General features: G+C 68.5%; 19 protein-coding genes. 12 read left to right on the forward strand and 7 right to left on the reverse strand.

All coding sequences use genetic code 11. The annotated features are described in order from the left end of the window. Both N1027_RS02590 and N1027_RS02595 read left to right on the forward strand, forming a co-directional pair. Positions 1-1,344, forward strand: a complete 1,344-nt coding sequence (locus N1027_RS02590) for an ABC transporter substrate-binding protein (RefSeq protein WP_259504850.1) — start codon at positions 1-3, stop codon at positions 1,342-1,344. Positions 1,345-1,445: 101 nt separating this feature from the next. Further along, complete coding sequence (locus N1027_RS02595; RefSeq protein ID WP_259504852.1) at positions 1,446-2,669, forward strand: ROK family transcriptional regulator; 1,224 nt, start codon at positions 1,446-1,448, stop codon at positions 2,667-2,669. A 174-nt stretch (positions 2,670-2,843) separates the two neighbouring features. Here N1027_RS02595 and N1027_RS02600 read toward each other — a convergent pair whose 3' ends face one another. Next, positions 2,844-3,416 carry an HhH-GPD-type base excision DNA repair protein gene (locus tag N1027_RS02600; RefSeq protein WP_259504854.1) on the reverse strand — a complete coding sequence of 191 codons (573 nt, stop codon included), beginning with the start codon at positions 3,414-3,416 and terminating at the stop codon, positions 2,844-2,846. A gap of 132 nt (positions 3,417-3,548) precedes the next feature. Here N1027_RS02600 and N1027_RS02605 point away from each other — a divergent pair, with 132 nt between their 5' ends. Continuing rightward, on the forward strand, positions 3,549-3,926 hold the full coding sequence (locus tag N1027_RS02605) for a YciI family protein (RefSeq protein WP_259504856.1): 378 nt from the start codon (positions 3,549-3,551) through the stop codon (positions 3,924-3,926). Continuing rightward, a complete protein-coding gene (locus N1027_RS02610; RefSeq protein ID WP_259504858.1) occupies positions 3,923-5,263 on the forward strand; it encodes an RNA polymerase sigma factor in 1,341 nt (446 codons plus the stop codon). The genes N1027_RS02605 and N1027_RS02610 overlap by 4 nt, the downstream gene beginning before the upstream one ends. Before the next feature lie 16 nt (positions 5,264-5,279). On the opposite strand, the gene N1027_RS02615 is transcribed toward N1027_RS02610, so the two are convergent. Further along, positions 5,280-6,098: an MBL fold metallo-hydrolase gene (locus tag N1027_RS02615; RefSeq protein WP_259504861.1), complete on the reverse strand. Its 819-nt coding sequence runs from the start codon at positions 6,096-6,098 to the stop codon at positions 5,280-5,282. 43 nt (positions 6,099-6,141) lie between these two features. On the opposite strand from N1027_RS02615, the gene N1027_RS02620 reads away from it, so the two are divergent. Continuing rightward, positions 6,142-6,717, forward strand: coding sequence for a GNAT family N-acetyltransferase (locus N1027_RS02620; RefSeq protein ID WP_259504863.1), 576 nt, complete (start codon positions 6,142-6,144; stop codon positions 6,715-6,717). A 40-nt stretch (positions 6,718-6,757) separates the two neighbouring features. Here N1027_RS02620 and N1027_RS02625 read toward each other — a convergent pair whose 3' ends face one another. Beyond that, entirely contained in the window at positions 6,758-7,519 is a 762-nt protein-coding gene (locus tag N1027_RS02625; RefSeq protein ID WP_259504864.1) for a MerR family transcriptional regulator, read from the reverse strand. 119 nt (positions 7,520-7,638) lie between these two features. Here N1027_RS02625 and N1027_RS02630 point away from each other — a divergent pair, with 119 nt between their 5' ends. Next, a complete protein-coding gene (locus N1027_RS02630) occupies positions 7,639-8,598 on the forward strand; it encodes an aldo/keto reductase (RefSeq protein WP_259504866.1) in 960 nt (319 codons plus the stop codon). Further along, on the forward strand, positions 8,595-10,427 hold the full coding sequence (locus tag N1027_RS02635; protein WP_259504867.1) for an alkaline phosphatase family protein: 1,833 nt from the start codon (positions 8,595-8,597) through the stop codon (positions 10,425-10,427). Before N1027_RS02630 ends, N1027_RS02635 begins: the two co-directional genes overlap by 4 nt. A 19-nt stretch (positions 10,428-10,446) precedes the next feature. Here N1027_RS02635 and N1027_RS02640 read toward each other — a convergent pair whose 3' ends face one another. Beyond that, positions 10,447-12,471 (reverse strand): beta-galactosidase, encoded by a 2,025-nt coding sequence (locus N1027_RS02640; RefSeq protein WP_259504874.1) that lies wholly within the window; start codon positions 12,469-12,471, stop codon positions 10,447-10,449. Positions 12,472-12,578: 107 nt separating this feature from the next. On the opposite strand from N1027_RS02640, the gene N1027_RS02645 reads away from it, so the two are divergent. Further along, positions 12,579-13,553 carry an SDR family oxidoreductase gene (locus N1027_RS02645; protein ID WP_259504876.1) on the forward strand — a complete coding sequence of 325 codons (975 nt, stop codon included), beginning with the start codon at positions 12,579-12,581 and terminating at the stop codon, positions 13,551-13,553. Between the two features lie 10 nt (positions 13,554-13,563). Here N1027_RS02645 and N1027_RS02650 read toward each other — a convergent pair whose 3' ends face one another. After that, entirely contained in the window at positions 13,564-14,946 is a 1,383-nt protein-coding gene (locus tag N1027_RS02650) for a glycine--tRNA ligase (protein WP_259504878.1), read from the reverse strand. Between the two features lie 70 nt (positions 14,947-15,016). On the opposite strand from N1027_RS02650, the gene N1027_RS02655 reads away from it, so the two are divergent. The 3 genes from N1027_RS02655 to N1027_RS02665 are packed head-to-tail and all read left to right on the forward strand — an operon-like array spanning position 15,017 to position 19,105. Then, positions 15,017-16,369, forward strand: coding sequence for a hypothetical protein (locus tag N1027_RS02655; protein ID WP_259504879.1), 1,353 nt, complete (start codon positions 15,017-15,019; stop codon positions 16,367-16,369). Further along, complete coding sequence (locus tag N1027_RS02660) at positions 16,366-17,685, forward strand: alpha/beta hydrolase (protein ID WP_259504880.1); 1,320 nt, start codon at positions 16,366-16,368, stop codon at positions 17,683-17,685. Before N1027_RS02655 ends, N1027_RS02660 begins: the two co-directional genes overlap by 4 nt. Before the next feature lie 43 nt (positions 17,686-17,728). Next, entirely contained in the window at positions 17,729-19,105 is a 1,377-nt protein-coding gene (locus N1027_RS02665) for a putative Ig domain-containing protein (RefSeq protein WP_259504881.1), read from the forward strand. Positions 19,106-19,173: 68 nt separating this feature from the next. Here N1027_RS02665 and N1027_RS02670 read toward each other — a convergent pair whose 3' ends face one another. Together N1027_RS02670 and ku are read right to left on the reverse strand one after the other, a co-directional pair. Then, entirely contained in the window at positions 19,174-19,446 is a 273-nt protein-coding gene (locus N1027_RS02670) for a hypothetical protein (protein ID WP_259504882.1), read from the reverse strand. 85 nt (positions 19,447-19,531) lie between these two features. Continuing rightward, positions 19,532-20,428: a non-homologous end joining protein Ku gene (gene ku, locus N1027_RS02675; protein ID WP_259504885.1), complete on the reverse strand. Its 897-nt coding sequence runs from the start codon at positions 20,426-20,428 to the stop codon at positions 19,532-19,534. Positions 20,429-20,474: 46 nt separating this feature from the next. Here ku and N1027_RS02680 point away from each other — a divergent pair, with 46 nt between their 5' ends. Continuing rightward, positions 20,475-22,991 (forward strand): ATP-dependent DNA ligase, encoded by a 2,517-nt coding sequence (locus N1027_RS02680; RefSeq protein ID WP_259504886.1) that lies wholly within the window; start codon positions 20,475-20,477, stop codon positions 22,989-22,991. Positions 22,992-23,019 lie beyond the last annotated feature (28 nt).

Genomic DNA, 23,019 nt, shown 5'->3' on the forward strand with positions numbered 1-23,019 from the left:
ATGAAACTACAGCGCATCATCGCCATCGCGGCGGTCGCCGGAGCGGCGGTCACCCTGAGCGCCTGCTCGAGCGGAGCGGGCGGAGCATCGACCGACAGCGCAGGGGGCACCGTCAACTGGTGGACCTGGGACGAGAAGCAGGCCGCCTCCTACGAGAAGTGCCTCCCCGGCTTCGAGAAGGAGAACCCGGGAATCGACGTGAAGATCTCGCAGTATGCCGTCGACGACTACTTCACCAAGCTCACCGCCGGCTTCGTCTCGGGTGCCGCGCCCGACGCCTTCCAGAACAGTGTGCCGCTCCTCGGCGCCTACGCCGGTCAGGGCCAGATCATGGCCCTCGACGACCTCATCGCCGACAACGACTTCGACCTGTCGAAGTTCGCCGTGGGCGTCGACTCGTGGAAATACACCGACGGCAAGCAGTACGGTCTGCCGCTGGACTGGGCCTCCGCCGCGTTCTATTTCAACGAGGCGGCCGTGACGGATGCCGGCCTGACGGCCGACGATCTGGCCACCATGACCTGGAACCCCGACGACGGCGGCACCTTCGACAAGATCGTGGCCCACCTCACCATCGACGAGAACGGCGTGCGCGGCGACGAGGCCGGCTTCGACAAGTCGAAGGTGGCCACCTACGGCATCGGCAGCCTCGGCTCGGGTGACTTCAACGGCCAGACCTCGTGGAACGCCCTCGCCTCCTCCACCGGATGGCGCCTCGGCGACAAGGCGGCCTGGCCGACGCAGTTCGAGTACGACGACCCCGACTTCATCGCCACGATGAACTACGTGACCTCGCTCGCCGACCGCGGCTTCTCGCCGGCCTTCGGTGCCTTCACTGTCTCCGGCGCCGAGCAGCTCGGCTCGGGCAAGGTCGCGATGATCGAGGGCGGATCGTGGGATGCGACCACCTTCGCGAAGCTCACCGACCTGAAGGTCGGCATCGCGCCGACCGTCGAGGGCCCCGAGGGCCGTTCGGTGATCAGCAACTCGAACGCCAACAACATCTACACCGGCACCAAGAACCTCGACTCCACCTGGAAGTGGGTCTCCTACATGGGTTCGGAGGCCTGCCAGTCGGTGGCCGGCGCCGACGGCACCTTCCTGCCGTCGATCGCCGCCTCGATGCAGGCCGCGGCGGATGCGCAGCTGAAGCAGGGCGTCGACCTCTCGGTGTTCACCAGCGCCCTGCAGAACGACGAACTCTACCCGGCGCCGCCGACGGTCAACGGCCAGGAGATCAACGACACCATCCAGCCGCTCTTCGAGGCCTACTTCTCGGGTGAGCGTGGCGACGACGTGTTCCCGGAGATGACCGCGAAGACGAAGGAGATCTTGAGCGAGTAGTCGCCCGCACGCTCCCATCGAGCCGGGGTGGTGCCGCGATGTGCGCGCCGCCCCGGCTCGACAACTGACGAAAAGACAGGAAAGAGGCCAGAATGCGTAGTGTGACCGACGCCGTCGACCTGCTGCGCACCGCCTCACCCGCGGCGGTGGATGTGTTCACGCGCATCCTCACCCGCGGGCCGCTGTCGCGCACGGATGTCGCGCGGCTGACCGGCCTCTCGCAGGCGGCGATCACGAAGGCGGTCGCGCCGATGATCGCGGCCGGGTTGGTGGCCGATCACCACGAGTCGGCCACGAACGGCCTTCCGGGCCGTCCGGCCAGCCCCGTGCGAGTGGTGCCCGAATCGCTCATCACCCTCGGCATCAAAGTGAACCCGGGCGACATCATCGGGGTGGCCACCGATGTGACCGCGGGCATCCTGGTCACTGCGCATCTCGCCGTGATCGACACCGGTTTCACCTCCATGGTCGATGCCATCGCCGAGATGGTGCAGCGGCTCAGCGAGTTGCTGGGTGACCGCGCCGAACGACTGGCCGGCATCTGTGTCGCCGTCTCGGGCGACGTCGATACGCACAACGGAATCGTGCGCGAATCGGCACTGCTCGGTTGGGCCGACGAGCCGCTGGGCGCATCGCTCAAGGCCCGACTCGGGGTCGACGTGCTGATCGAGAACGACGTGCGCGCGCTCACCATCGCCGAGCACTGGTTCGGGGTGGGGGTCGGCATCGGGTCGTTCGCCATCGTCACCATCGGCAGCGGCATCGGCTGCGGACTCCACGTGAACGGCGAAGTCGTGGAGGGCGCCTTCGGCGTGGCCGGGGAGATCGGGCATCTGCCCCTCACCTCCGAGCAGTACGTCTGCACCTGCGGACGGCGCGGATGCGTCGAAGCCGTCGCGTCGTCGAGTGCCATCGTGCGCGCCATCGCCTCCGCGCAATCGACCCCCGTCGCCACCATCGACGACGCCGTCGCTCTGGCGCACGCCGGCGAGCCGGCGGCCATCGAGGCCTTCGACCGCGCCGGCACCGTCATCGGCACCGCCATCGCCACCGTCGCGAACCTCACCGGCCCCGAGATCGTGGTGATCACGGGTGAGGCGGTGGCCGACTACGACCTCTACGACCAGCGGCTGCGGGCGGCCTTCGGCGCGCACGCCTTCGGGGCAGCGGGCAACTGCCGCATCGTCATCCGCCCGCACACCTTCGAGGACTGGGCGCGCGGTGCGGCAGCGGCGGCCCTCCGGGCGCTGGTGCTGCAGCGCTATGTGGGGATGGGTACTGGCTACCGCCCCGCCGCTTCCCGCGATGCGCTGGCCTCCGGCTAGCGCGTCGCTCATTGCTCGCGCCGCCGCTACTGCGGCGCGAGGCGACATGTTCGCGAGCGGTCGCTGACGCGGCCGCGCGCTCACCCTGGGTCATCCGGGAGCGGCCCGCTGCTTTCATCACTCGGACCCGACGTTGCGGACGGAGTAGCCTTCGGTTCTCTCGCTTCGTTCTTCTTACTTCTTCGCCGCCGCCTTCGCCGCGCGCTTCGTCTCGCGCACTCTCGTGAGCGAGTCGGCGTCGACGATGTCGGCTACCGAGCGGTGGCTTCCCTCCTCGCCGTAGGGGCCAGCGGCCTCGCGCCAGCCGGGCGGGGTGACGCCGTATTGCTTGCCGAGGAGGGCCAGGAAGATGCGGGACTTCTGGGCGCCGAAGCCGGGCAGCGACTCGAGGCGCTTCAGCACGGTGGGGCCGTCGGGGTGGTCGCGGGTCCAGAGGGCGGTGGCGTCGCCGCTCCAGTTCTCGACGAGCTCGGCGCAGAGGGCCTGCACCCGGGCGGCCATCGATCCGGGAAAACGGTGCACAGCCGGCGTCTGACGGAACACCTCGACGAGCGCCTCCGGATCGTAGGAGGCGAGCGTTTGCGCATCCAGCGACCCGACGCGGTCGAGCAGCTTCTTCGGCCCCTCGAACGCCGTCTCCATGGCGATCTGCTGATCGAGCAGCATGCCGAGCAGCAGAGCGAGCGGGTCGGACGAGAGCAGCGCGTCGGCGTCGGCGACGCCCGTGATGTGGAGCGAGGTGGCCATGCACCCATGCTGACATGGCCGCCGCAAGGTGTCGATGCCGCCGGATGTGTCGATCGGAGGCGTGCTCGATCGTCATCACAGTAGAGGTCGCCTCCCGCGACCGCTAACGTGACCACCACGAAAGGACAGACAATGCGCTACTCACTCCTTCTGATCAGCCCCGAAGCCCAGGATGCGAACGTCACCGAAGAGGACATGGCGCCCTTCAAGGCCGCCTTCGACGCCTATGCGAAATCGCTCGACGAAGCGGGAGTGCTGGTGTCGGCCGACATCCTGCAGCCCGTGGCCGCGTCGACGACCGTGACCCTGCGGAACGGCGCCCTGCAGGTGCAGGACGGACCGTTCGCCGACACGAAGGAGAAGCTCGCCGGCACCTTCGTGATCGAGGTCGGCGACCTCGATGCCGCCATCGCCTGGGCCGAGAAATGCCCCGGCGCGCAGTACGGGGTGATGGAGATTCGGCCGACGGCGCTGTCGTTCTCCGACGGCGCCTGGCACCAGCTCGCGTGACCGAGCCGGCTGCGGCCAGTGCCCGGGCGGAGCTCGCCGCCCGGGCGTCGTACGGGCGGCTGCTCGCGGTGCTCGCCGCCCCCACGCGCGACATCGCCGGAGCCGAGGATGCGCTGGCCGACGCCTTCGAGCGGGCACTCCGCACCTGGCCCGAGGCCGGAGTTCCGCACAACCCGGAAGCGTGGCTGCTCACCGTCGCACGCAATCGGCAACGCGACGAACTCGGGTCGGCCGCACGGCGCACCTCCGTGGCGCTCGACGTGCTCGAGTCGACCGGCACCCTCGAACCGGTGCGCCCGCCTGCGGCCTCGACCTCCGTAGGCGATCCTGCTCGGCCCGCCGGCGCATCCGTCGACCCGGCCGACCTCGACCTCGACGCCCTCCCCGACAAGCGGCTCGAGTTGCTGTTCGTCTGCGCGCATCCGGCGATCGATCCCGCCGTGCGCACCCCCTTGATGCTGCAGACCGTTCTCGGTTTCGACGCGACGCAGATCGCAGCCGCCTTCGCGGTGCCGGCCCCGGCCATGGCGCAACGGCTGGTGCGGGCGAAACGGCGCATCCGTGACGCCGGAATCCCCTTCGCCGTACCCGACCGCACGGCCATGGCCGCCCGGCTCCCGCCGGTGCTCGAAGCGGTCTACGGCTGCTACGCCATCGACTGGCACCGGGTCTCGGGAGAGACCCTGCGCGACTCGCTCTCGGGCGAGGCGCTCTACCTCGCCACCACGCTCGCCGAACTGCTGCCCGACGAGCCGGAGGTGCAGGGGTTGGCCGCGTTGCTCTGCCTCTCGCTCGCGCGAACGGAGGCGCGCACCGGCCCCGCGGGCGAGCACGTGCCCCTCGCCGAGCAGCACACCGCCCTCTGGGACAGGGCGCTCATCGCCCGTGGCGAATCGCACCTCCGCCGCGCGCACGCACGGGCGGTGGCGGCCCGGCCGGGGAGCACGGCCGCGGGCTTCGGCAGATTCCAACTCGAGGCGGCCATGCAGTCGGTGCACTGCGCCCGCGCGGCCACGGGCGAGACCGACTGGCGCACCCTCCGCACGCTCAACGAGGCGCTCGTGCGGGTCGCGCCCACGCTCGGCGCGCAGGTGTCACTCGCGGCCACGATCGCCGAAGTCGACGGCCCCGAGGCAGGCCTGGTGCACCTCGATTCGTTGAGAGAAGGTGCGGAGGGCGCGGCGTTCGAGCGATTCCAGCCGGCATGGGCCACGCGCGCTCACCTGCTCGCGGCCGCGGGCCGCACCGCCGAGGCGAGCGCCGCCTCCGCCAAGGCGATCTCGCTCACCACCGACGCGCGCCTCCGCGCGCACCTGCAAGCGCAGTCGTGGCAGTGACTCCGACCCGGCGCGCTCAGTCCTCGGATTCGTCGCCGCGCACCCAGCGGATGTACCGCGACAGGCTCCGCGACACGATCGCCGGCGCATCCGTCTCGATCGAGCGGAAGGCGCTGTAGATCCGGTCGTATTCGAGCGGTTGCACTGCGGAGAGGATGCGTTGCACGATCCGCTCGGGCATCGGGATGTAGTTCGGAAAGCTCCGCATCACCGACACCGAGGCGAGGTCCGCCCCCACCATGAGCGTGTCGCCCGTCAGCAGCGCACCGCGCCCACCCGCGCCGGCCGACCAGAGCACGATGTCGCTGCCGGGGAAATGCCCGCCGAGCTGCAGCATCCGCACGCCCGGCAGCAGCTCGATCGACGACGACCACAGCTGGATGACCGGATCGGGCCGCTGAATCCACCGCGCATCCGCCTCCGCCACGTACACCGGCGCCCCACCGAATGCGTGACTCCACTGGATCGACGACCCCGTGAGGTGCGGATGGCTCGCCGTCACCGCCGCCACACCACCGAGCTCGGCAATCGATCGGATGCCGTTCTCGTCGATGAATCCCGGCGGCTCCCACAACAGGTTCCCGGCCGGTGTTCGCAGCAGGAGGCCGCGCTGCCCGATGCCGAGCTCGTGGTCGGTCTCGATGGCGAAGAGGTCGGGCTCGAGACCGCGCACCACGATGCGGTAGCCCTCGGCGGCGAGCCCCTCGCGGGTCACCCACCGCTGACCGCTGGCCGGCACCCATTGCCGCTCGTCGGTGCAGATCGCGCAGATCTCGGGCGGTTCCGCGGTGTCCGGATGCTCGATCGCGCAGGTCGCACAGGTCCAGATGGTCATGCTCGCACTCTCCCCTCAGCTCGTCCAAACGTATAGTCGTTGCATGTCCGAGCGGAACAGCGAGCGCGCCCAGCACACCGAGCACGCCGAGCGCCTCCAGCACACCCGGCCCGCGCAGGGCGTCGTCATCCGTCGCACGGTCGAGTCCGACTGGCCGGAGGTGCGCGCCCTGCGACTCGAGATGCTCGCCGACACCCCGCTCGCCTATCTCGAGACCGTGGAGCACGCCCTCCGCCGCCGCGAGTGGGAATGGCGCGCGTGGGCGCGCGACGGCTCCTCGGCCGACTCCATCACGGTCGCCGCCATCACCACCGAGGGGCGCTGGGTCGGCACCATGATGTCGAAGGTGCCACGCGGACACGCGGGCGCCTTCCTCTACGGCGTCTACGTGGCTCCCGACCACCGCGGAACCGCAGCAGGAGTGACGGATGCGCTCCTGGACCGCATCGAGGAATGGGCACTCGGCCGCGGCGACACCCTCACTCTCGAGGTGAACGAGTCGAACCCGCGTGCTGTCGCCGCCTACCGCAACCGCGGTTTCGTCGAGACGGGCGTCATCCGCCCCTACCCCCTCGACCATTCCCTCCGCGAGCTCGAGATGCGCAAGCCCCTCCGCTGACCGCCGCCCTCCTCGCGACGAACGCGAGGAGGGCGGGGGGCTACCCGAGGTGGGCGTCGGCGTACGCCGCCATCGCGTCGCGCACGAAGGCGGCACCCGCCGCGCCGCCGTAGTTCGCCGCGAAGCGCTCGTCGGCCACGTACATCTCGCCGAGGCCCACGAAGTACTCCTTCGTCGGCCCGCCGGTCGACGCGCCCGGTGTTCCGGGCACCCCGGCCAGCCAGTCGTAGTGCCGCCCGGCGAGTGCCTGCGCCTCCTCTCCTCGAGGGTCGACGCCACGCGCCGCCGCCGACTGCCAGTCGGCGTTGAGCTGCGAGACGCGCTTCTGCCAGTCCGCCTTCTCCTCGGCCGACATCGAGCTCCACCAGCGGTCGCTCGCGGCGTACGCCGCCGCTCCCCACCGTTCCTCGACCTCCTCCTTGTACTGGGTATGGTCGAATCCGTCGAACATGTTCTCTGCCATGAGTTGTTCACCTCCTTCCATCGTCTCGATCGTCGCCCGCACGGATGCGATCTGCCGGCCGAGCCGGTCGCGCTCGCTCTGCAGCCACTCGAGGTGACTGCGGAGTGCGCCAGGCGCATCCGTCTCGTTCTCGAGCACACCCGCGATCGCCGGCAGCCCCAGCCCGAGCTCGCGCAACAGCAACACGCGCTGCAGGGTCACGAGAGCGCTCTCGTCGTAGTACCGGTAGCCGTTGGCGCCGATCCGGCTGGGGTGCACGATGCCGAGCTGCGCGTAGTGGCGCAGTGTGCGGCTCGTCGTGCCGGCCAGCCGGGCGACCTCCTGAATCGACCAGTCCATCGGATGCTCCCTCCCGTAACTCTCCTGAAATGCGGACAGTTCCACCGTAGGAGTTGACGCAACGTCAATGTCAAGTCGATCGCCGAAGCGCACGGAGACGGTCGTAGTAACGTCGAACCATGGCACGCATCGGCGACAGCGATCTCGACGTCTTCCCTCTCTCCCTCGGTGGCAATGTGTTCGGCTGGACGGCCGATCGAGACACCTCGCTCGCCATCCTCGACGCCCACGCCGCGGGCGGCGGCGACTTCATCGACACCTCCGACTCCTACATGGCGAGCGTGCCCGGAAACGTCGGTGGCGAGTCCGAGACCATCATCGGCGAGTGGTTCACCAGCCGCGGATCGCGCGACGCGACCGTGATCGCCACGAAGGTGTCCCGGCATCCGCAGTTCCGCGGGCTCTCGGGCGCGACCATCCGCGGCGCGGTCGATGCGTCGCTGGCCCGCCTGCAGACCGACCGGATCGACCTCTACTACGCCCACTTCGAAGACCCCGAGACGCCTCTCGAAGAGACCGCGGCGGCTTTCGACGAGGTGGTGCGAGCCGGCAAGGCTCGGTACATCGGGTTGTCAAACTTCGCTCCGGAGAGCATCGAGGCGTACTTCGCGATCTGCGAGGCGAACGGATACGTGCGCCCCGTCGCCCTCCAGCCTCACTACAATCTCGTGCATCGCAACGACTTCGAAGACACCCTGGCGCCGATCGCCGAGCGCGAGCACCTGGGCGTGGTTCCCTACTACGCGCTGGCCAGCGGGTTCCTCACCGGCAAGTACCGCGCGAAGAGCGACCACGCCGACGGGGCCCGGGCACGGGGGGCGTCGCAGTACGTCAGCACGCAGGGCCTCGCCATCGTCGACACCTTGGAGGAGATCGGGCGCGCGCACGACGCCTCCATCGCCACCACGGCGCTGGCCTGGCTCGTGGCGAAGCCCACCGTGGTCGCGCCGATCGCGAGCGCGTCGCGCGTGGAGCAGGTCGCCGATCTCCTGGCCGTTGCCCGGGTGCAGCTCAGCCCCGATGAGGTCGCGCGGCTCGACGCCGTCTCGGCCTGGACTCCGCCGGGCGGGTCGGCATGACCCCGCCGTTCGGCCGGAAGAAGGACGACGGCAAGAAGGACCACGCCGAAGGCCTGGCCTCCCGCCGCGCCTTCCTCAAGGCGGCCGCCGTCGGCGCGGCCGGAGCCGCAGCCGGCGGCCTCGCTGGAGCGTCGATCGGAGTCGGCGTCTACGCGAACGAGGTCGACCTCGACTTCGCCGCCGAGAAGAAGGTGAAGGAGCCGGGCTTCGAGCACCTCGTGGTGCTGATGTACGAGAATCGGTCGTTCGACAATCTGCTCGGCTGGCTCTACACCGACGGCGAGCTCGCGCCGGGTCAGAAGTACGACGGCCTGCACCAGGGTGACCACTCGAATCCGGTGCCCGGCACCGACGAGGTCATCAAACCGCACGCCTACGGCGGCTCGACCGACGAGATCATGTCGAGCCCGCGCCCCGACCCGGGCGAGGAGTACTCGCACGTCAACACGCAGCTCTTCGGCAAGGTCGACCCCGAGACGAATCGCGACCTGCACGCGAACGGGCTGCAGTATCCGTACAACGCGCCCGGTCCGAACGAATCCCCCACGATGAAGGGGTTCGTCGAGGACTACATCATCAATTACCGGCGTCTCACCCAGAACAAGAAGGAGCCGGGCCCCAAGGACTACGAGCTGGCGATGGGCGGGTTCACTCCCGACATGCTGCCCGTGTTCAGCACCCTCGCCAAGAACTTCGCGGTCTTCGACCACTGGTTCTCGGCCGTGCCCTCGCAGACCTTCTGCAACCGCTCGTTCTTCCACGCCTCCACCTCGCACGGCTTCGTCACCAACAAGGGCGAGGGCGGATACGCGAAGTGGCTCGATCCGGATGCCGACGCTCCCACCATCTTCAACCGCCTCGAGGAGGCGGGCCTCACCTGGCGCGTCTACTACGACTCCGCCCAGCTCATCTCGATGACCGGTGTGCTGCACGCTCCGGTGCTCGAGCCGTTCTGGAAGACGAACTTCCGGGTGATGGAGCAGTTCTACGACGACGTGGCGACGGGCAACCTGCCCGACTACGCCTTCATCGAGCCGCGGATGATCTACAACCACAACGACATGCATCCGCCCTACGGTCACCTCCGCGCGAGCGACGAGGGCGACGTGGGCGAGGTGGTGGATGCGGCGGTGTCGGATGCGCGCGCCGGCGATGCCCTGCTGCATGCGATCTACTCCGCCATTCGCAAGAGCGACTCGGAGACCGGGTCGAACGCCATGAACACGATGCTCTTCGTCACCTTCGACGAGCACGGCGGAACCTACGACCACGTGCCACCGCCCTCGGCCGTGCCACCGGTGAACGGCAACGAGGGCGAGTTCGACTTCACCTTCGACCGACTGGGCTGCCGGGTGCCGGCGATCGCGATCTCGGCCTACACGGCGAAGAACACGATCGTCAACGAGCAGCACGACCACGGGTCGGTCATCTCGACGCTCACCAAGCTGCACGGCCTCAAGCCACTGACGCACCGTGACGTCGCGTCGCGCCCGCTCTTCGACGCGATCAACCTGAAGAAGCCGCGACCGGCGGCCGAGTGGCCGCAGACCATGCCGCAGTACACGCCGCCAAACCCCGAGGTCGACTTCGACAACTCGAACGCCGAGCAACGCGCGAAGCCGATCAGCAACCCGGCGCGCGGGTTGCTCGGTCTGGTGATCGCGAAGTACGGCGTTCCCGGCGAGCCGGAGCCCGACACCTACGCCGAGGCGTACACGGCCCTGCAGGAGGCGCAAGACCTCAACGGTCAGCTCTTCGGCACGCTCGACTCGATCGACGGCGACCGCAGCCCCGACCCCGACGCCCCAGACGACTCCGACACGAAGTAGGGCGGCCTCGCGGCCGGGTTCAGTCGGAGGGTGACGTCGTTTCCGCAGCCTCCGTGCGGAGCAGCGCCCAGCCGAAAGGCTCCAGTTCGAGCCGGCTGACGGAGGCGCCACTCAGCAGATCCGTGCCCTCCACCTCCACCTCGACCGGTTCACGGCCGTGGTTGATCACCGTGAGCACGTCGCCACGGCGCGCTGCCTCGACCCACTCGCTCGGCGTCGACAGCACCGGCTGCACCCCGGCGTCTTCGAGCGCCCAGCGCGTGACGGCGAGCATCCCCTCGTCGTCGGGAATGGTCGCGAGGTAGTGCGCGACGCCGCTGCCGGTGGCCCGGCTGGTCAAGGCCGGTGCGCCCGCGAGTCGCCCGTCGATGTACCGGCCGAGCACCTCCACCGGCCGCCCGTCGTCGATCACCTGCAGCTCTTCAGCGAGGTATTCGCCGCGCAACGACCCGAACACCGCCGCCACCTCGGCGTGGTTCTCTCCTGGTGCGGAAGACCCGCCCGACGGAGCCGGCGGCACGAGGGCGCCGAAGTCCTCGACGCACACACCGAGCACATCGCGGAGGCCCACCTGGAATCCGCCCTCACGGAAGGCATCCGATTCGTCGACGATGTCGCTGAAGGCGGTGACGAGCAGGTGTCCGCCGCGCTGCACGAAGGCCTCGAGATTCTGGGCGCCTGCATCCGTCAGCAGATAGCCGTGCGCCAGCACCACGAGCGAGTAGCCCGAGAGGTCGCTCGTGGTCTGCACCACGTCGATCGACACGTTCTGTCGGTGCAGCGCCGCGTACCAGCGCTGCACGAGCTGCACGTAGTCGAGCGCGACCGGGTGGTCGGGATTCGACAGCGCCCACAGGTTCTCCCACTCGAACACGATGGCGACGGATGCGCGGGAGTCGCCCCGAGGCAGCTCCGGCAGGCGGTCGAGTGCGTCGCCGAGGGCCGTGACCTCGCGCCAGGTGCGGGTCTCGGTGCCGGCCTGCGGCACCATCGCGGAGTGGAACTTCTCGCTCCCCCGGCGCGACTGGCGCCACTGGAAGAACAGGATGCCGTCGGCACCGCGCCCGACGGCCTGCATCGAGAGAGCCGCCATCTGCCCGGGAGCCTTCGGTGCGTTGCTCGGCCGCCAGCTCACGGCGTTCGTGGCCTGTTCCATCAGAATCCAGGGCGTGCCGGGCTTCAGCGACCGCATCAGGTCGCGGGAGAACGCGGCGGAACGGAACGACTGGGGGTCGTTCGGGTCGGCGTAGTTGTCGTCGCTCACGACATCCACTTCGGCCGCCCACTTCCAGTAGTCGAGCGGCGGGAAGGCGCCCATGAAGTTCGTGGTGATCGGCTGGGTCGCTCCGGCGGCCCGGATGATGTCGCGCTCCATGGTGAAGAGCTCGAGCAGCGTGTCGGACGTGAACCGCTTGAAGTCGAGCGCACCCGCCGGGTTGTGGCTGTAGGGAGCCTTGCGCGGGGGCACGATCTGCCCGAACGAGCCGTAGCGCTGCGACCAGAACGCGGTGCCCCAGGCGGTGTTGAGGGCGTCGATCGAACCGTACTTGCGCTGCAGCCACGTTCGGAAGGCGACGGCGGCGTTGTCGGAGTAGTCGTAGTGCACGTGACAGCCGTACTCGTTGTTGACGTGCCAGAGCACGACCGCCGGATGCGCGGCGTAGCGATTCGCGATCTCGGTCACGAGACGGGCCGCGAGCCGACGGTAGTCGGGCGAGCTCGGGGCGTAGTGCTGGCGACTGCCCGGCCAGTAGGTGGCGCCGTTCTCGTCCTGCGGCAGGATCGCCGGATAGTTCTCCACGGCCCAGGCAGGGGGTGATGCGGTGGCGGTGGCGAGGTCGACGGCGATGCCGTTCGCGTGCAGCAGCTCGATCACCGTGTCGAGCCATTCGAAGTCGAAGGTGTTCTCATCCGGCTGGATGCGCGACCAGGCGAAGATTCCGAGGCTGACCATGGTCACCTTGGCCTCCCGCATCAGCCGCACGTCGTCGTGCCAGGTTGCCTCGTCCCACTGTTCGGGGTTGTAGTCAGCGCCGTACTGCACAGTCCGTCTCTCGTCGAGTGGTGGTGGGGTCAAACGATTCACACGATAACGCCGACTGTGCACGAGGCAAAAACGCGCGGACATCCTGAAGCGCTATCGTGCTCCCTATGTCGTCAGCAAAGGTTCTGTTCATCGGTGGTACGGGCATCATTTCATCTGCGGCGAGTGCGCTCGCCGTGCAGCGCGGGATGGAGGTGACGCTCCTCAATCGGGGTTCGTCGCGGCGCGAGCAGCCCGACGGTGCGGAGGTGCTGACGGCCGCCATCGAAGACGCCGATCAGGTCGACGCGGTGCTCGGATCGCGCGAGTTCGACGTCGTCATCGACATGGTCGCGTTCACCCCCGAGCAGGTGCAGCGCGACATCGACCGATTCGAGGGCCGCACCGGCCAGTACGTGTTCATCAGCTCCGCCTCCGCCTATCAGAAGCCCGTCAGCCGCTTGCCGATCACCGAGTCGACGCCGCTGCGCAACCCGTTCTGGCAGTACTCGCGCGACAAGATCGCTTGCGAGAACCTGCTCGTGGAGGCCTACCGCGAGCGCGGCTTCCCGGTCACCATCGTTCGCCCCTCGCACACTTACGACAAGTGGTCGCTGCCGATGTTCGGTGGCTGGACGGCGGTCGACCGGATGCGCCGCGGCGAGGAGGTCGTGGTGCACGGCGACGGCACCTCGCTCTGGACGCTGACCCACACCGACGACTTCGCTCGCGGTTTCGTGGGCCTGTTCGCGAATCCGCTCGCCTACGGCGACACCTTCCAGATCACCTCCGACTTCGTCTACACCTGGAACGAGATCGTGGGAATGGTGGCGAGCGCGGCCGGCACGACGCCGACGATCCGCTACGCGACGAGTCAGGAGATCGCCGCGGCCGCCCCCGAGTGGTCGGGGCAGTTCCTGGGCGATTTCTCGCACTCCGTGGTGTTCGACAACACGAAGATCAAGGCGCTGGTGCCCGAGTTCCGTGCCGTGGTGCCGTTCCACGAGGCCGCTCGCGAGATCGTCGACTGGCACGACGCGACCCCGTCGCTCCAAGTCATCGACCCCGCCTACGAGGCCCTCGTCGCCCGCCTGGCCGGCTGACCGACCGTCTTCAGGCCCCGATGAGGCGCTCGGCCAGGTAGGCGGGGAGACGGTCGAGGGAGACGCGTTCCTGCGCCATCGAGTCGCGCTCGCGCACCGTCACCGCCTTGTCGTCGAGCGAGTCGAAGTCGACGGTGATGCAGAACGGCGTGCCGATCTCATCTTGCCGGCGGTAACGACGGCCGATGGCTCCGGCGTCGTCGAAGTCGACGTTCCAGTTCTTGCGCAGATCGGCCGCCAGCTCGCGGGCCATCGGCGAGAGCGCCTCGTTCCGCGACAGCGGCAGCACGGCGGCCTTCACCGGGGCGAGCCGCGGGTCGAGCTTCAGCACGGTGCGCTTGTCGACACCGCCCTTGGTGTTCGGCGCCTCGTCTTCGTGGAACGAGTCGACCAGGAACGCCATCAGCGAGCGGGTCAGACCCGCAGCGGGCTCGATGACATAGGGCGTCCAGCGCTCGCCGGTGGTCTGGTCGAAGTACGACAGGTCGGTTCCGGATGCCTTCGAGTGCGTGGTGAGGTCGAAGTCGGTGCGGTTCGCCACGCCTTCCAGCTCGCCGAAGGCCGATCCGGTGAAGCCGAACTTGTACTCGATGTCGACAGTGCGCTTGGAGTAGTGCGACAGCTTCTCTTTCGGGTGCTCGAACAGGCGCAGGTTCTCGGGGTCGATGCCGAGGTCGGTGTACCACTGGAAGCGCTGGTCGATCCAGTACTGGTGCCACTCTTCGTCTTCGCCCGGCTTGACGAAGAACTCCATCTCCATCTGCTCGAACTCGCGGGTGCGGAAGATGAAGTTTCCGGGTGTGATCTCGTTGCGGAAGCTCTTGCCGATCTGCCCGATGCCGAACGGCGGCTTCTGCCGCGACGAGTTCAGCACCGCGTTGAAGTCGACGAAGATGCCCTGCGCGGTCTCGGGGCGGAGGTAGGCCATGCCGCTCTCGTCGTCGACGGCGCCGAGGTAGGTCTTCATGAGGCCCGAGAAGTTCTTGGGCTCCGTCCACGATCCGGGCTGGCCGGTGTCGGGGTCACGGATGTCGGCGAGGCCGTTGACCGGCGGATGCCCGTGCTTCTCCTCGTACTGCTCGAGCAGGTGGTCGGCACGGTAGCGCTTGTGCGTGTGCAGCGACTCGACCAGGGGGTCGGAGAAGACCTCCACGTGGCCGGAGGCCTCCCACACCTGGCGGGGCAGGATGACGGCGGAGTCGAGACCTACGACGTTGTCGCGGCCCTGCACCATGAACTTCCACCATTGGCGCTTGATGTTCTCTTTCAGCTCCACGCCGAGGGGGCCGTAGTCCCACGCCGAGCGGGTGCCGCCGTAGATCTCTCCCGTCGGGAAGACGAATCCCCGGCGCTTGGCCAAGGCGATGACAGAATCGAGACGGGATGCAGGCATGAAGTTGACTCCGATATCTCCGCGCGGCCGGCTGCTCGCACTGGATCGACGACAATTCTAAGGGGGGACGATGGCGACCGAGAGCGACAGGGACGCCGAGCGCGAGACGGAGCGCGACGCAGAGCGCTGGCTGCGCTCCAAAGGCCTGCCGTATTTCGTTCCGGCGCGTGCCTGGGGTGACCGGCTCGCCCTGCGCATCGCACCGTTCCTGGTCTTCCTGCTGCTGGTCGACGTCAGCCTGTCGGGCCTCATCCGCGTGCACCTCGTCATCGACGAGGAATCCGACGCGCTCGCACTGCTCTATCTCCTGTTGGTCGCGCTCCTGGCGCTGGCCGTCGTCGCCGTTCCGATCGTCGTGGCGGTCATCTCGGCAGCGCTGCTCCGGCGCTTCCCGGGGGCAGGCATCCCCGTCACCGTGGCGCTGCTCATCATCTGCGTCGTCGGCACGCCGTTCGTGGCCGGGCTCACCGGCTCCGGAATCGATTTCTGGGCTGCCCTCGTCGTCAACCTCGGCGCCGTCGCCCTCGCGGCGCTGCTGACCTGGGTGGGCATCGGGTCGCTGTTGGGCTCCGCGGCGCGCACCGCGCTCCGGCAGCTCGCGGCCATCGGCACGCTCGCCACGCGGGCTCTGCCCATCCTGATGCTCGTCGTCGTGTTCGCCTTCTTCTCCCGGCCGCTCTGGGAGGTCACCAGCACGATGCAGCCTGCGCGCATCGTCGCGGTGGGCATTTTCTTCATCGTGCTGGGACTGTTGTTCGCGGTGCCGATCACCCGCACCGAGATGCGGGCGCTGAACCGGAGCATCTCGCCCGACGACCGCGTGCGCTCGGTGCGCGAGGCCGGGCTGCCGGAGCTCGAGTCGCGTGCGGCCGGCGCCGTGCCCCCACTCGGCCGGATCGAGCGCACCAACATCGAGGCGGGTTTCGTGCTCGCCCTCGGATTCCAGGCGCTCATCTTCGCGGTGCTCACCTGTGTCTTCCTGCTCGTTCTGGGCGCGCTGGCCTTCTCGTCGGAAGTTCTCGAGGAGTGGGTGGGCTCGCGCGCCACCACTCTCACGCTCTTCGGCGTGGAGTTCCCGTTCACCTGGGCGCTGCTGAAGACCGCCATCTTCCTCAGTTGCGTCTCGTCGCTCAACTTCCTGGTGTCGGTGACGACGAACAGTGGCTATCGCAAGACGTTCTACGAGCCGCTCTTCCACGAGGCGCGAGTGGCGCTGTCGGTGCGGGCGGCGTATCGCGGCACGGTCGGCGGCGTCGGAGTCGGGGCGGCGGATGGCGCGGATGGCGATCGCCCGCAGAGCGAGAGCGGTGGCCGTCACGCGGCCGCACCGGTCGAGCCGACTGAACCGGATGACGACGACGAATCCGATTTCCTCGGCATGCCTGAGACGGGCATGGTCGAGCCCGGTCGCGGGTCGGAATGACCGACTGGTTCCTGTCGATCCGCATCGTCGACGGCGCCTTCCTGTGGGGAACCTACGCTCTCGCGATCCTCGTCTTCGCCTTCCTGCTCCTGCGCCGGCCGTCCCGCCTCTGGGTGTTGACGGCGGCGATCGCGCTGGGCGCCGGCGTCCTGCTCGCCCTGCTCGCGACGTTCATCGTGCAAGACGTGCTCGACGCGTTCAACTCGCCGATGACGCTCGCGGCGCGGCTCTGGATCGTGGCGGCCGGCGCATCCGTCGCCCTCGCCATCGCGAATCTGTGGCGCTCGCGCTGGTGGCGCAAGGTGGTCGCGGTGTTCGGCATCGGGTTGTTCGCGTGGACGGCGACCCTCGGCATCTCGGCCGACTTCGGGGTGCTCAAGAACCTCGGCGACCTTCTCGACATCTCGATCGAGACGCCGTTGGAGGTGAGCGCGCTGGCGCCGCCGTCCACGAATTCCCCGGGGCCGCTCTATGCATCCTGGAACCCGCCGGCGTCGACGCCGGCGCCGGCGCACAGCATCCACGGCTCGATCGAGATCCCCGCCTCCGACCCGGCGTTCACGCCGCGCGATGCGGTGGTCTACCTGCCGCCCGCCGCCCGGCTGGCCGATGCGCCGGCGCTGCCCGTCGTCGTCTTTCTGAGCGGGCAGCCCGGCGCGCCCGACGTCGCCGACATCGGCACGAGCCTCGACCGGTTCGCGGCCGAGCACGCGGGACTCGCCCCGATCGTGGTCTCGGTCGATCACCTGGGCGGCAACTCGGGCAACAACCCCCTCTGCGTCGACGGCTACCAGGGGGATGCGCAGACGTACGTGAACCAGGATGTGCCGGCCTTCATCGCCGCGACCTTCAACGTGCTGCCGTCGCGGGAGTTCTGGACCATCGCCGGCTTCTCGAACGGCGGCGAGTGCGCCATCAAGTCCGCGGCGCAGTTCCCCGAGGTCTGGGGCAACGTGATCGACATCTCCGGCGAGCTCGAGCCTGATCTCGGCGGCGAATCGGAGACCCTCAAGGACGGCTTCGGGGGCGACGAGGCGGCCTTCGACGCCGCCAAGCCGCTGACCGTGCTGGCGGCGGGAGCTGCCGATCCGGTCACGGCGGCCCTGTATGCCGAGACCGTCGCGATCTTCGCCGACGGGTCGGACGACGAGCCCTACCTCACCGCGTCGCGCACGCTCTACGCCGCGGCCTCGGCGGCGGGGATGGATGCGCACCTGTTCATCTCGCCCGGCACCGGCCACGAGTCGGCCACGATCGAGTACGGATTCGACCGCGCGTTCGCCGTGCTCTACCCGCGCTGGGGGCTCTCGCCGTAGAGGGACGCTTCCGGATTTTGACGGGTGCGTGCTAGCGTGCCTCATGAGCATTACTCACTTTACCTTCCGACCCGTCCTTTCCGTCCTTGCTTCCGCCGGGGCACTCACTCTGCTCGCGGCGCCCCTCCCCGCGAGTGCCGACCCCTCCAGCACCGTCATCCCCCACGATTCGGCTGGCGGAATCGGCGCGGCGCCCGCGGGCATCGCCGTCGATCAGGCCCTCGACCGCGCCTTCGTCACCAATTCCGGCGACGGCACGGTCTCCGTCATCGACACCGAATCGAATACGGTCACCGGGGTGATTCCCCACGACCTGGCGAAGGGCATCGGCGACGGCCCGTCCGGCATCGCCATCGATCAGAAGAAGCACCGCGCCTATGTCGCCAACAGCGGCAGCGGCACCGTGTCGGTGATCGACACGACGACGGCCGAGGTGACCTCGGTGATCGCTCACGATCCCCGTTCCGGCATCGGCAACGAACCGCTCGGGGTCGCCGTCGACGAGTCCCGCAATCGCGCCTACGTCACGGAATACGGCGACGGGCAGGTCGCGGTGATCGATACGACGACAGACCGCGTGGTCTCCATCATCCCCTTCGACGTCGTGCGCGGGATCGGGCACGGGCCCGCGGGCATCGCCGTCGACAGCGGCATCAACCGCATCCTGGTCGCCAACGCCGGCGATGACACGGTGTCGGTCATCGACAGCAGGGTGTCGAAGGTGGTGATGGTCTTGAACGACCTGAGCTCGGCGATCGGCCACGACCCGCGCGGTGTCGCGATCGACACGACGACGCATCACGCCTTCATCACCAACGCGGGCGACGACACCGTCTCGGTCGTCGACACCAGAACCTACGCAGCCGACCGACTTCTCGGCTCGGCTTCGGCCATCGGCGACGAGCCCTCTGCCGTCGCGGTCGACGAGTCTCGGCGTCGCCTCTACGTGGCGAACGCCGGCAGTGACACGGTGACCGTGCTCGACGCCGACGACTACACCCGAGTCGCCGTCCTGGATGGCGCCGATGGCATCGGCGCCGATCCCTCCGCTCTCGCGGTGGAAACAGGCAGCGGCGACGCCTTCGTCGCCAACGCGGCCGATGGCACTGTGACCGTGATGTCCGCCTTCGGCACCGTGGCTCCTGAGATAACCACGAGCACCCTTCCGGATGCGCGTCAGGGCGAGCCCTACACAGCGCCCATCCACACCCGCGGCATCACGAGTCCCACTTTCGAGATCTCGGCACCGAAGGGCCGGTCACTGCCGGCGGGTCTCACCATCGACCGCACGACCGGCCTGCTGCACGGCACGATCACCGCGGTACCGGGCTCGTACGACATCACCATCCTGGTCAGCCAAGCCGGCACGAGGGTCGCGTCCGCGACCCTCGCCCTGCGCGTGCTCGGCCCCGACGCCTAGCGCATGACGGAGGTCGCCGCACTGCGAGCAGACGGCGGCCTCCGCATTCGGCTCGGTGGCCGTTCGGCTCAGTAGCCGCTGATTCCCGAGACCGCCATGCCCGCCGCGATGGAGATGATGGTGGCGACGATCGAGACGATGAAGAGGATGACGCCGACGATCATGCCGATCATCGCGGGAATGTTCTTGTAGCCGGCCTTCTTCGACTGCGAATACGCGATCACGCTGATCACGAATCCCACCAGATTGGCGAGGATCGCGACGATCAGGCCGACGATGCCGAGCATCTTGCCGGGGTAGTCGGTTCCGGTGGGCGGGGTGCGCAATGCGGACTGTGACACAGAGATCTCCTTGGGTCGGGCGCGGCCGGTCGCCGCGTGGAGACACTGTGCCACAGTCAGTGAGTTAATCTCAACTCACTGACTGTCAGGAAGCTTTGGTCGCCTTCTTCGCGGCGGGCTTCTTCGCCGCAGCCTTCTTGGCCGGCGCTTTCTTCGCGGCATCCGAGCCGCCCGATCCGCCCGACGACGAGCCCGACCGGCTCTTGTCGACCGAGCGCCGCAGCGCCTCCATCAGGTCGAGCACCTCACCGCCTTCGTCGCCCGAGCCGGGCTCCCGCCCGAAGGTCTCGTCGGTGTCGACCGAGTCGCCCTTGGCGAGCTTCGCCTCGATCAGGGTGCGCAGTTGCTCCTGATAGTCATCGGTGAACTTCTCCGGCGCGAAGTCGGAAGCGAACTGGTCGACCAGCGACATCGCCATGTCGAGCTCCTGCGATGACACCCGGGTGGGCTCGTCGAGCGCGGGGAAGGCGGCCTCGCGCACCTCGTCGTCCCAGAGCAGCGACTGCAGCACCAGCACGTCGCCGCGCACTCGCAACGCACCGAGCCGCGTCTTCTGCCGAAGGGCGAAGTGCACGATCGCCGTGCGATCCGTGCTCTCCAACGTCTTGCGCAGCAGTGCATACGCCTTCGGCGACTTCGAGTCGGGCTCGAGGAAGTAGCTCTTGTCGAGCATGATCGGATCAATCTGCTCACTCGGCACGAACTCCACCACCTCGATCTCGCGGCTGCGCTCCTCGGGAAGCGAGGCGAGGTCGTCTTTGGTGAGGATGACGGTGCGGTCGCCGTCGTCGTAGGCGCGCGCGATGTCCTGGTAGTCGATGATCTTGCCGTCGATCTCGCAGCGGCGCTGGTAGCGGATGCGCCCGCCGTCCTTCTCGTGCACCTGGTGCAGCGAGATGTCGTGGTCTTCGGTCGCGCTGTAGACCTTCACCGGCACGTTGACGAGGCCGAAGGTGATGGCGCCTTTCCAGATCGATCGCATAGTCAATTAGACCCCGCACCGGCCCTTCTTGGGTAGAGGATGGAGCATGGCCGGCACCGGGACATCGAAGGCGAACGAGCAGACCGTGACCGTCGGCGGGCACCGCCTGCGCATCACGAACCTCGAGAAGGTGCTCTATCCCGAGACCGGAACGACGAAAGCGGATGTCTTCCGCTACTACGCCGAGATCGCGTCATTCCTCATTCCGCATGCGCGCAACCGCCCGGCCACCCGCAAACGCTGGGTGCACGGGGTCGGCACCGACGAGCATCCAGGACAGGTCTTCTTCCAGAAGAACCTCGACGAGGGAACGCCCGACTGGGTGAAGCGCGTCGACATCCAGCACTCCGATCACGTCAACACCTATCCTCTCGTGAACAACGCCGCTACCCTCGCCTGGCTGGCGCAGATCGCCGCGCTCGAGATCCACGTTCCGCAGTGGCGGGTGGATGCGCACGGCCGGCAGAAGAACCCCGACCGTTTCGTCATCGACCTCGACCCCGGCGAGGGCACGGGTCTGCCCGAATGCGTCGAGGTCGCCAAGCTGGCGCGGGGGATCCTCCAGGGAATGGGCCTCGAACCCGTTCCGGTCACGAGCGGCAGCAAGGGCATTCACCTCTATGCGGCGCTCGACGGGTCGCAGACCTCCGACCAGGTGTCGGCGGTCGCGCACGAGCTCGCACGCGCTCTCGAGGCCGATCATCCCGATCTTGTGGTGAGCGACATGAAGAAGACGCTCCGCGTCGGCAAGGTGCTGGTCGACTGGAGTCAGAACAACGCCAACAAGACCACGGTGTGCCCGTACTCCTTGCGCGGGCGGTCACGCCCGACGGTGGCCGTGCCGCGCACCTGGCGGGAGCTCGCGAGTCGCGATCTGCGGCAGCTGGAGCTCGACGAGGTGCTCGACCGGATGAAGCGGCGCGCCGATCCGCTCGCCGAGAGCGCCGAGGCGCCGGGTGCACTCGACGCACCGGGCGGCGTGTGGCACTCGAACCGGGGTCCCGAGGAGCAGACGGAGGCGCATCCCGAGCCACCGGCGCGCGCGCAGGCCGCCGGCGCCGGCTCCGACCGCCTCGCGACCTACCGCGCCAAGCGCGACCAGTCCAAGACACCTGAGCCTGTGCCCGAGGCGGCGCCGCCGACCTCCGACGGCCGATCGTTCGTCATCCAGGAGCACCACGCCCGCGCTCTGCACTGGGATTTCCGCCTCGAGCACGATGGCGTGCTCGTCTCTTGGGCGCTGCCGAAGGGCGTGCCTGACGACCCGAAGGTCAACCACCTGGCGGTGCAGACCGAGGATCACCCGATGGAGTACGGCACCTTCGAGGGCAGTATTCCGTCGGGGGAATACGGTGCCGGAAACGTGCTGATCTGGGATTTCGGCGAATACGAACTGGAGAAGTGGCGCGACGGTAAAGAGATCATCGTCACCTTGCACGGGCAGCCGTCGGGCGGGTTGGGCGATCCGCGCAAGGTGGTGCTCATCCACACCGCGTCTGACGGGAGCGGTAAGAACTGGCTGATCCACAAGATGGTGGAGAAGCCGGCCGACGCGGACACCGGCCTGTCCACGGCTGCGCGAGCCGGCAAACTCGCCCCCATGCTCGCAACGTTGGGCAGCGAAGCCGACATCGACGACGAATCCGAGTGGGCCTTCGAGATGAAGTGGGACGGCATCCGGGCCCTCATCACCATCGATGACGGCGCGGTGACGCTCCGCACCCGCAACGGGAACGACGTCACCTCCGGCTACCCGGAACTGACGGATGCCCTCTCCCGCGTCTTCGCCGGCCGCTCGCTCGTGCTCGACGGCGAGATCGTGGCACTCGATCACCGGGGTCGCCCGAACTTCGGCCGGCTGCAGCAGCGCATGGGCCTCAGCAAGCCGCGCGACGTCGAGGCGGCGCGCGCGAAGGTGAAGGTCGATCTGATGCTCTTCGACATCCTGGAGCTCGATGGTTCGTCGCTGGTGAAAGAGGAGTACACCGCACGTCGGTCGGTGCTCGCGGATGTCGCGCCCGAAGACGACGGCCCGTTGCACCTGCCTCCCGCCTTCCACGGCGACCTCGCGCACGCGATGGATTCCAGCCGTCAGCTGGGCCTCGAGGGCGTGATGGCGAAGCGTCGTGACGGCGCCTACGCGCTGGGTCGCCGCTCCCGCACCTGGATCAAGCTGAAGCATCACCTGGCGCAGGAGGTCGTGATCGGCGGCTGGCGGCCCGGCAAGGGCCGTCGGGCGTCGCAGGTCGGTTCGCTCCTGATGGGAGTTCCGGATGCCGACGGCGTGCTCCAGTACGTCGGTCGCGTCGGTACGGGGTTCAGTGACAAGGATCTGGAGGCGGTCACCGCGAAGCTCGCGAAGCTCGCCCGCAAGACCTCTCCCTTCGATGATGTGCCCTCGCTCGACGCCCGCGACGCCCACTGGGTGACGCCGAAGCTCGTCGGCGAGGTCGAGTTCGCGGAGTGGACCGGCAGTGGTCAGCCCGGGGCCGAGCGCCTCCGCCAGCCCTCGTGGCGGGGTTGGCGCCCCGACAAGTCCCCCGCCGACGTCCGTCGGGAGTGACCACGCCCCCTCTAGCCCACCGCGCACC

The organism is Herbiconiux aconitum, from assembly GCF_024979235.1.
Taxonomy (GTDB): domain Bacteria; phylum Actinomycetota; class Actinomycetes; order Actinomycetales; family Microbacteriaceae; genus Herbiconiux; species Herbiconiux aconitum.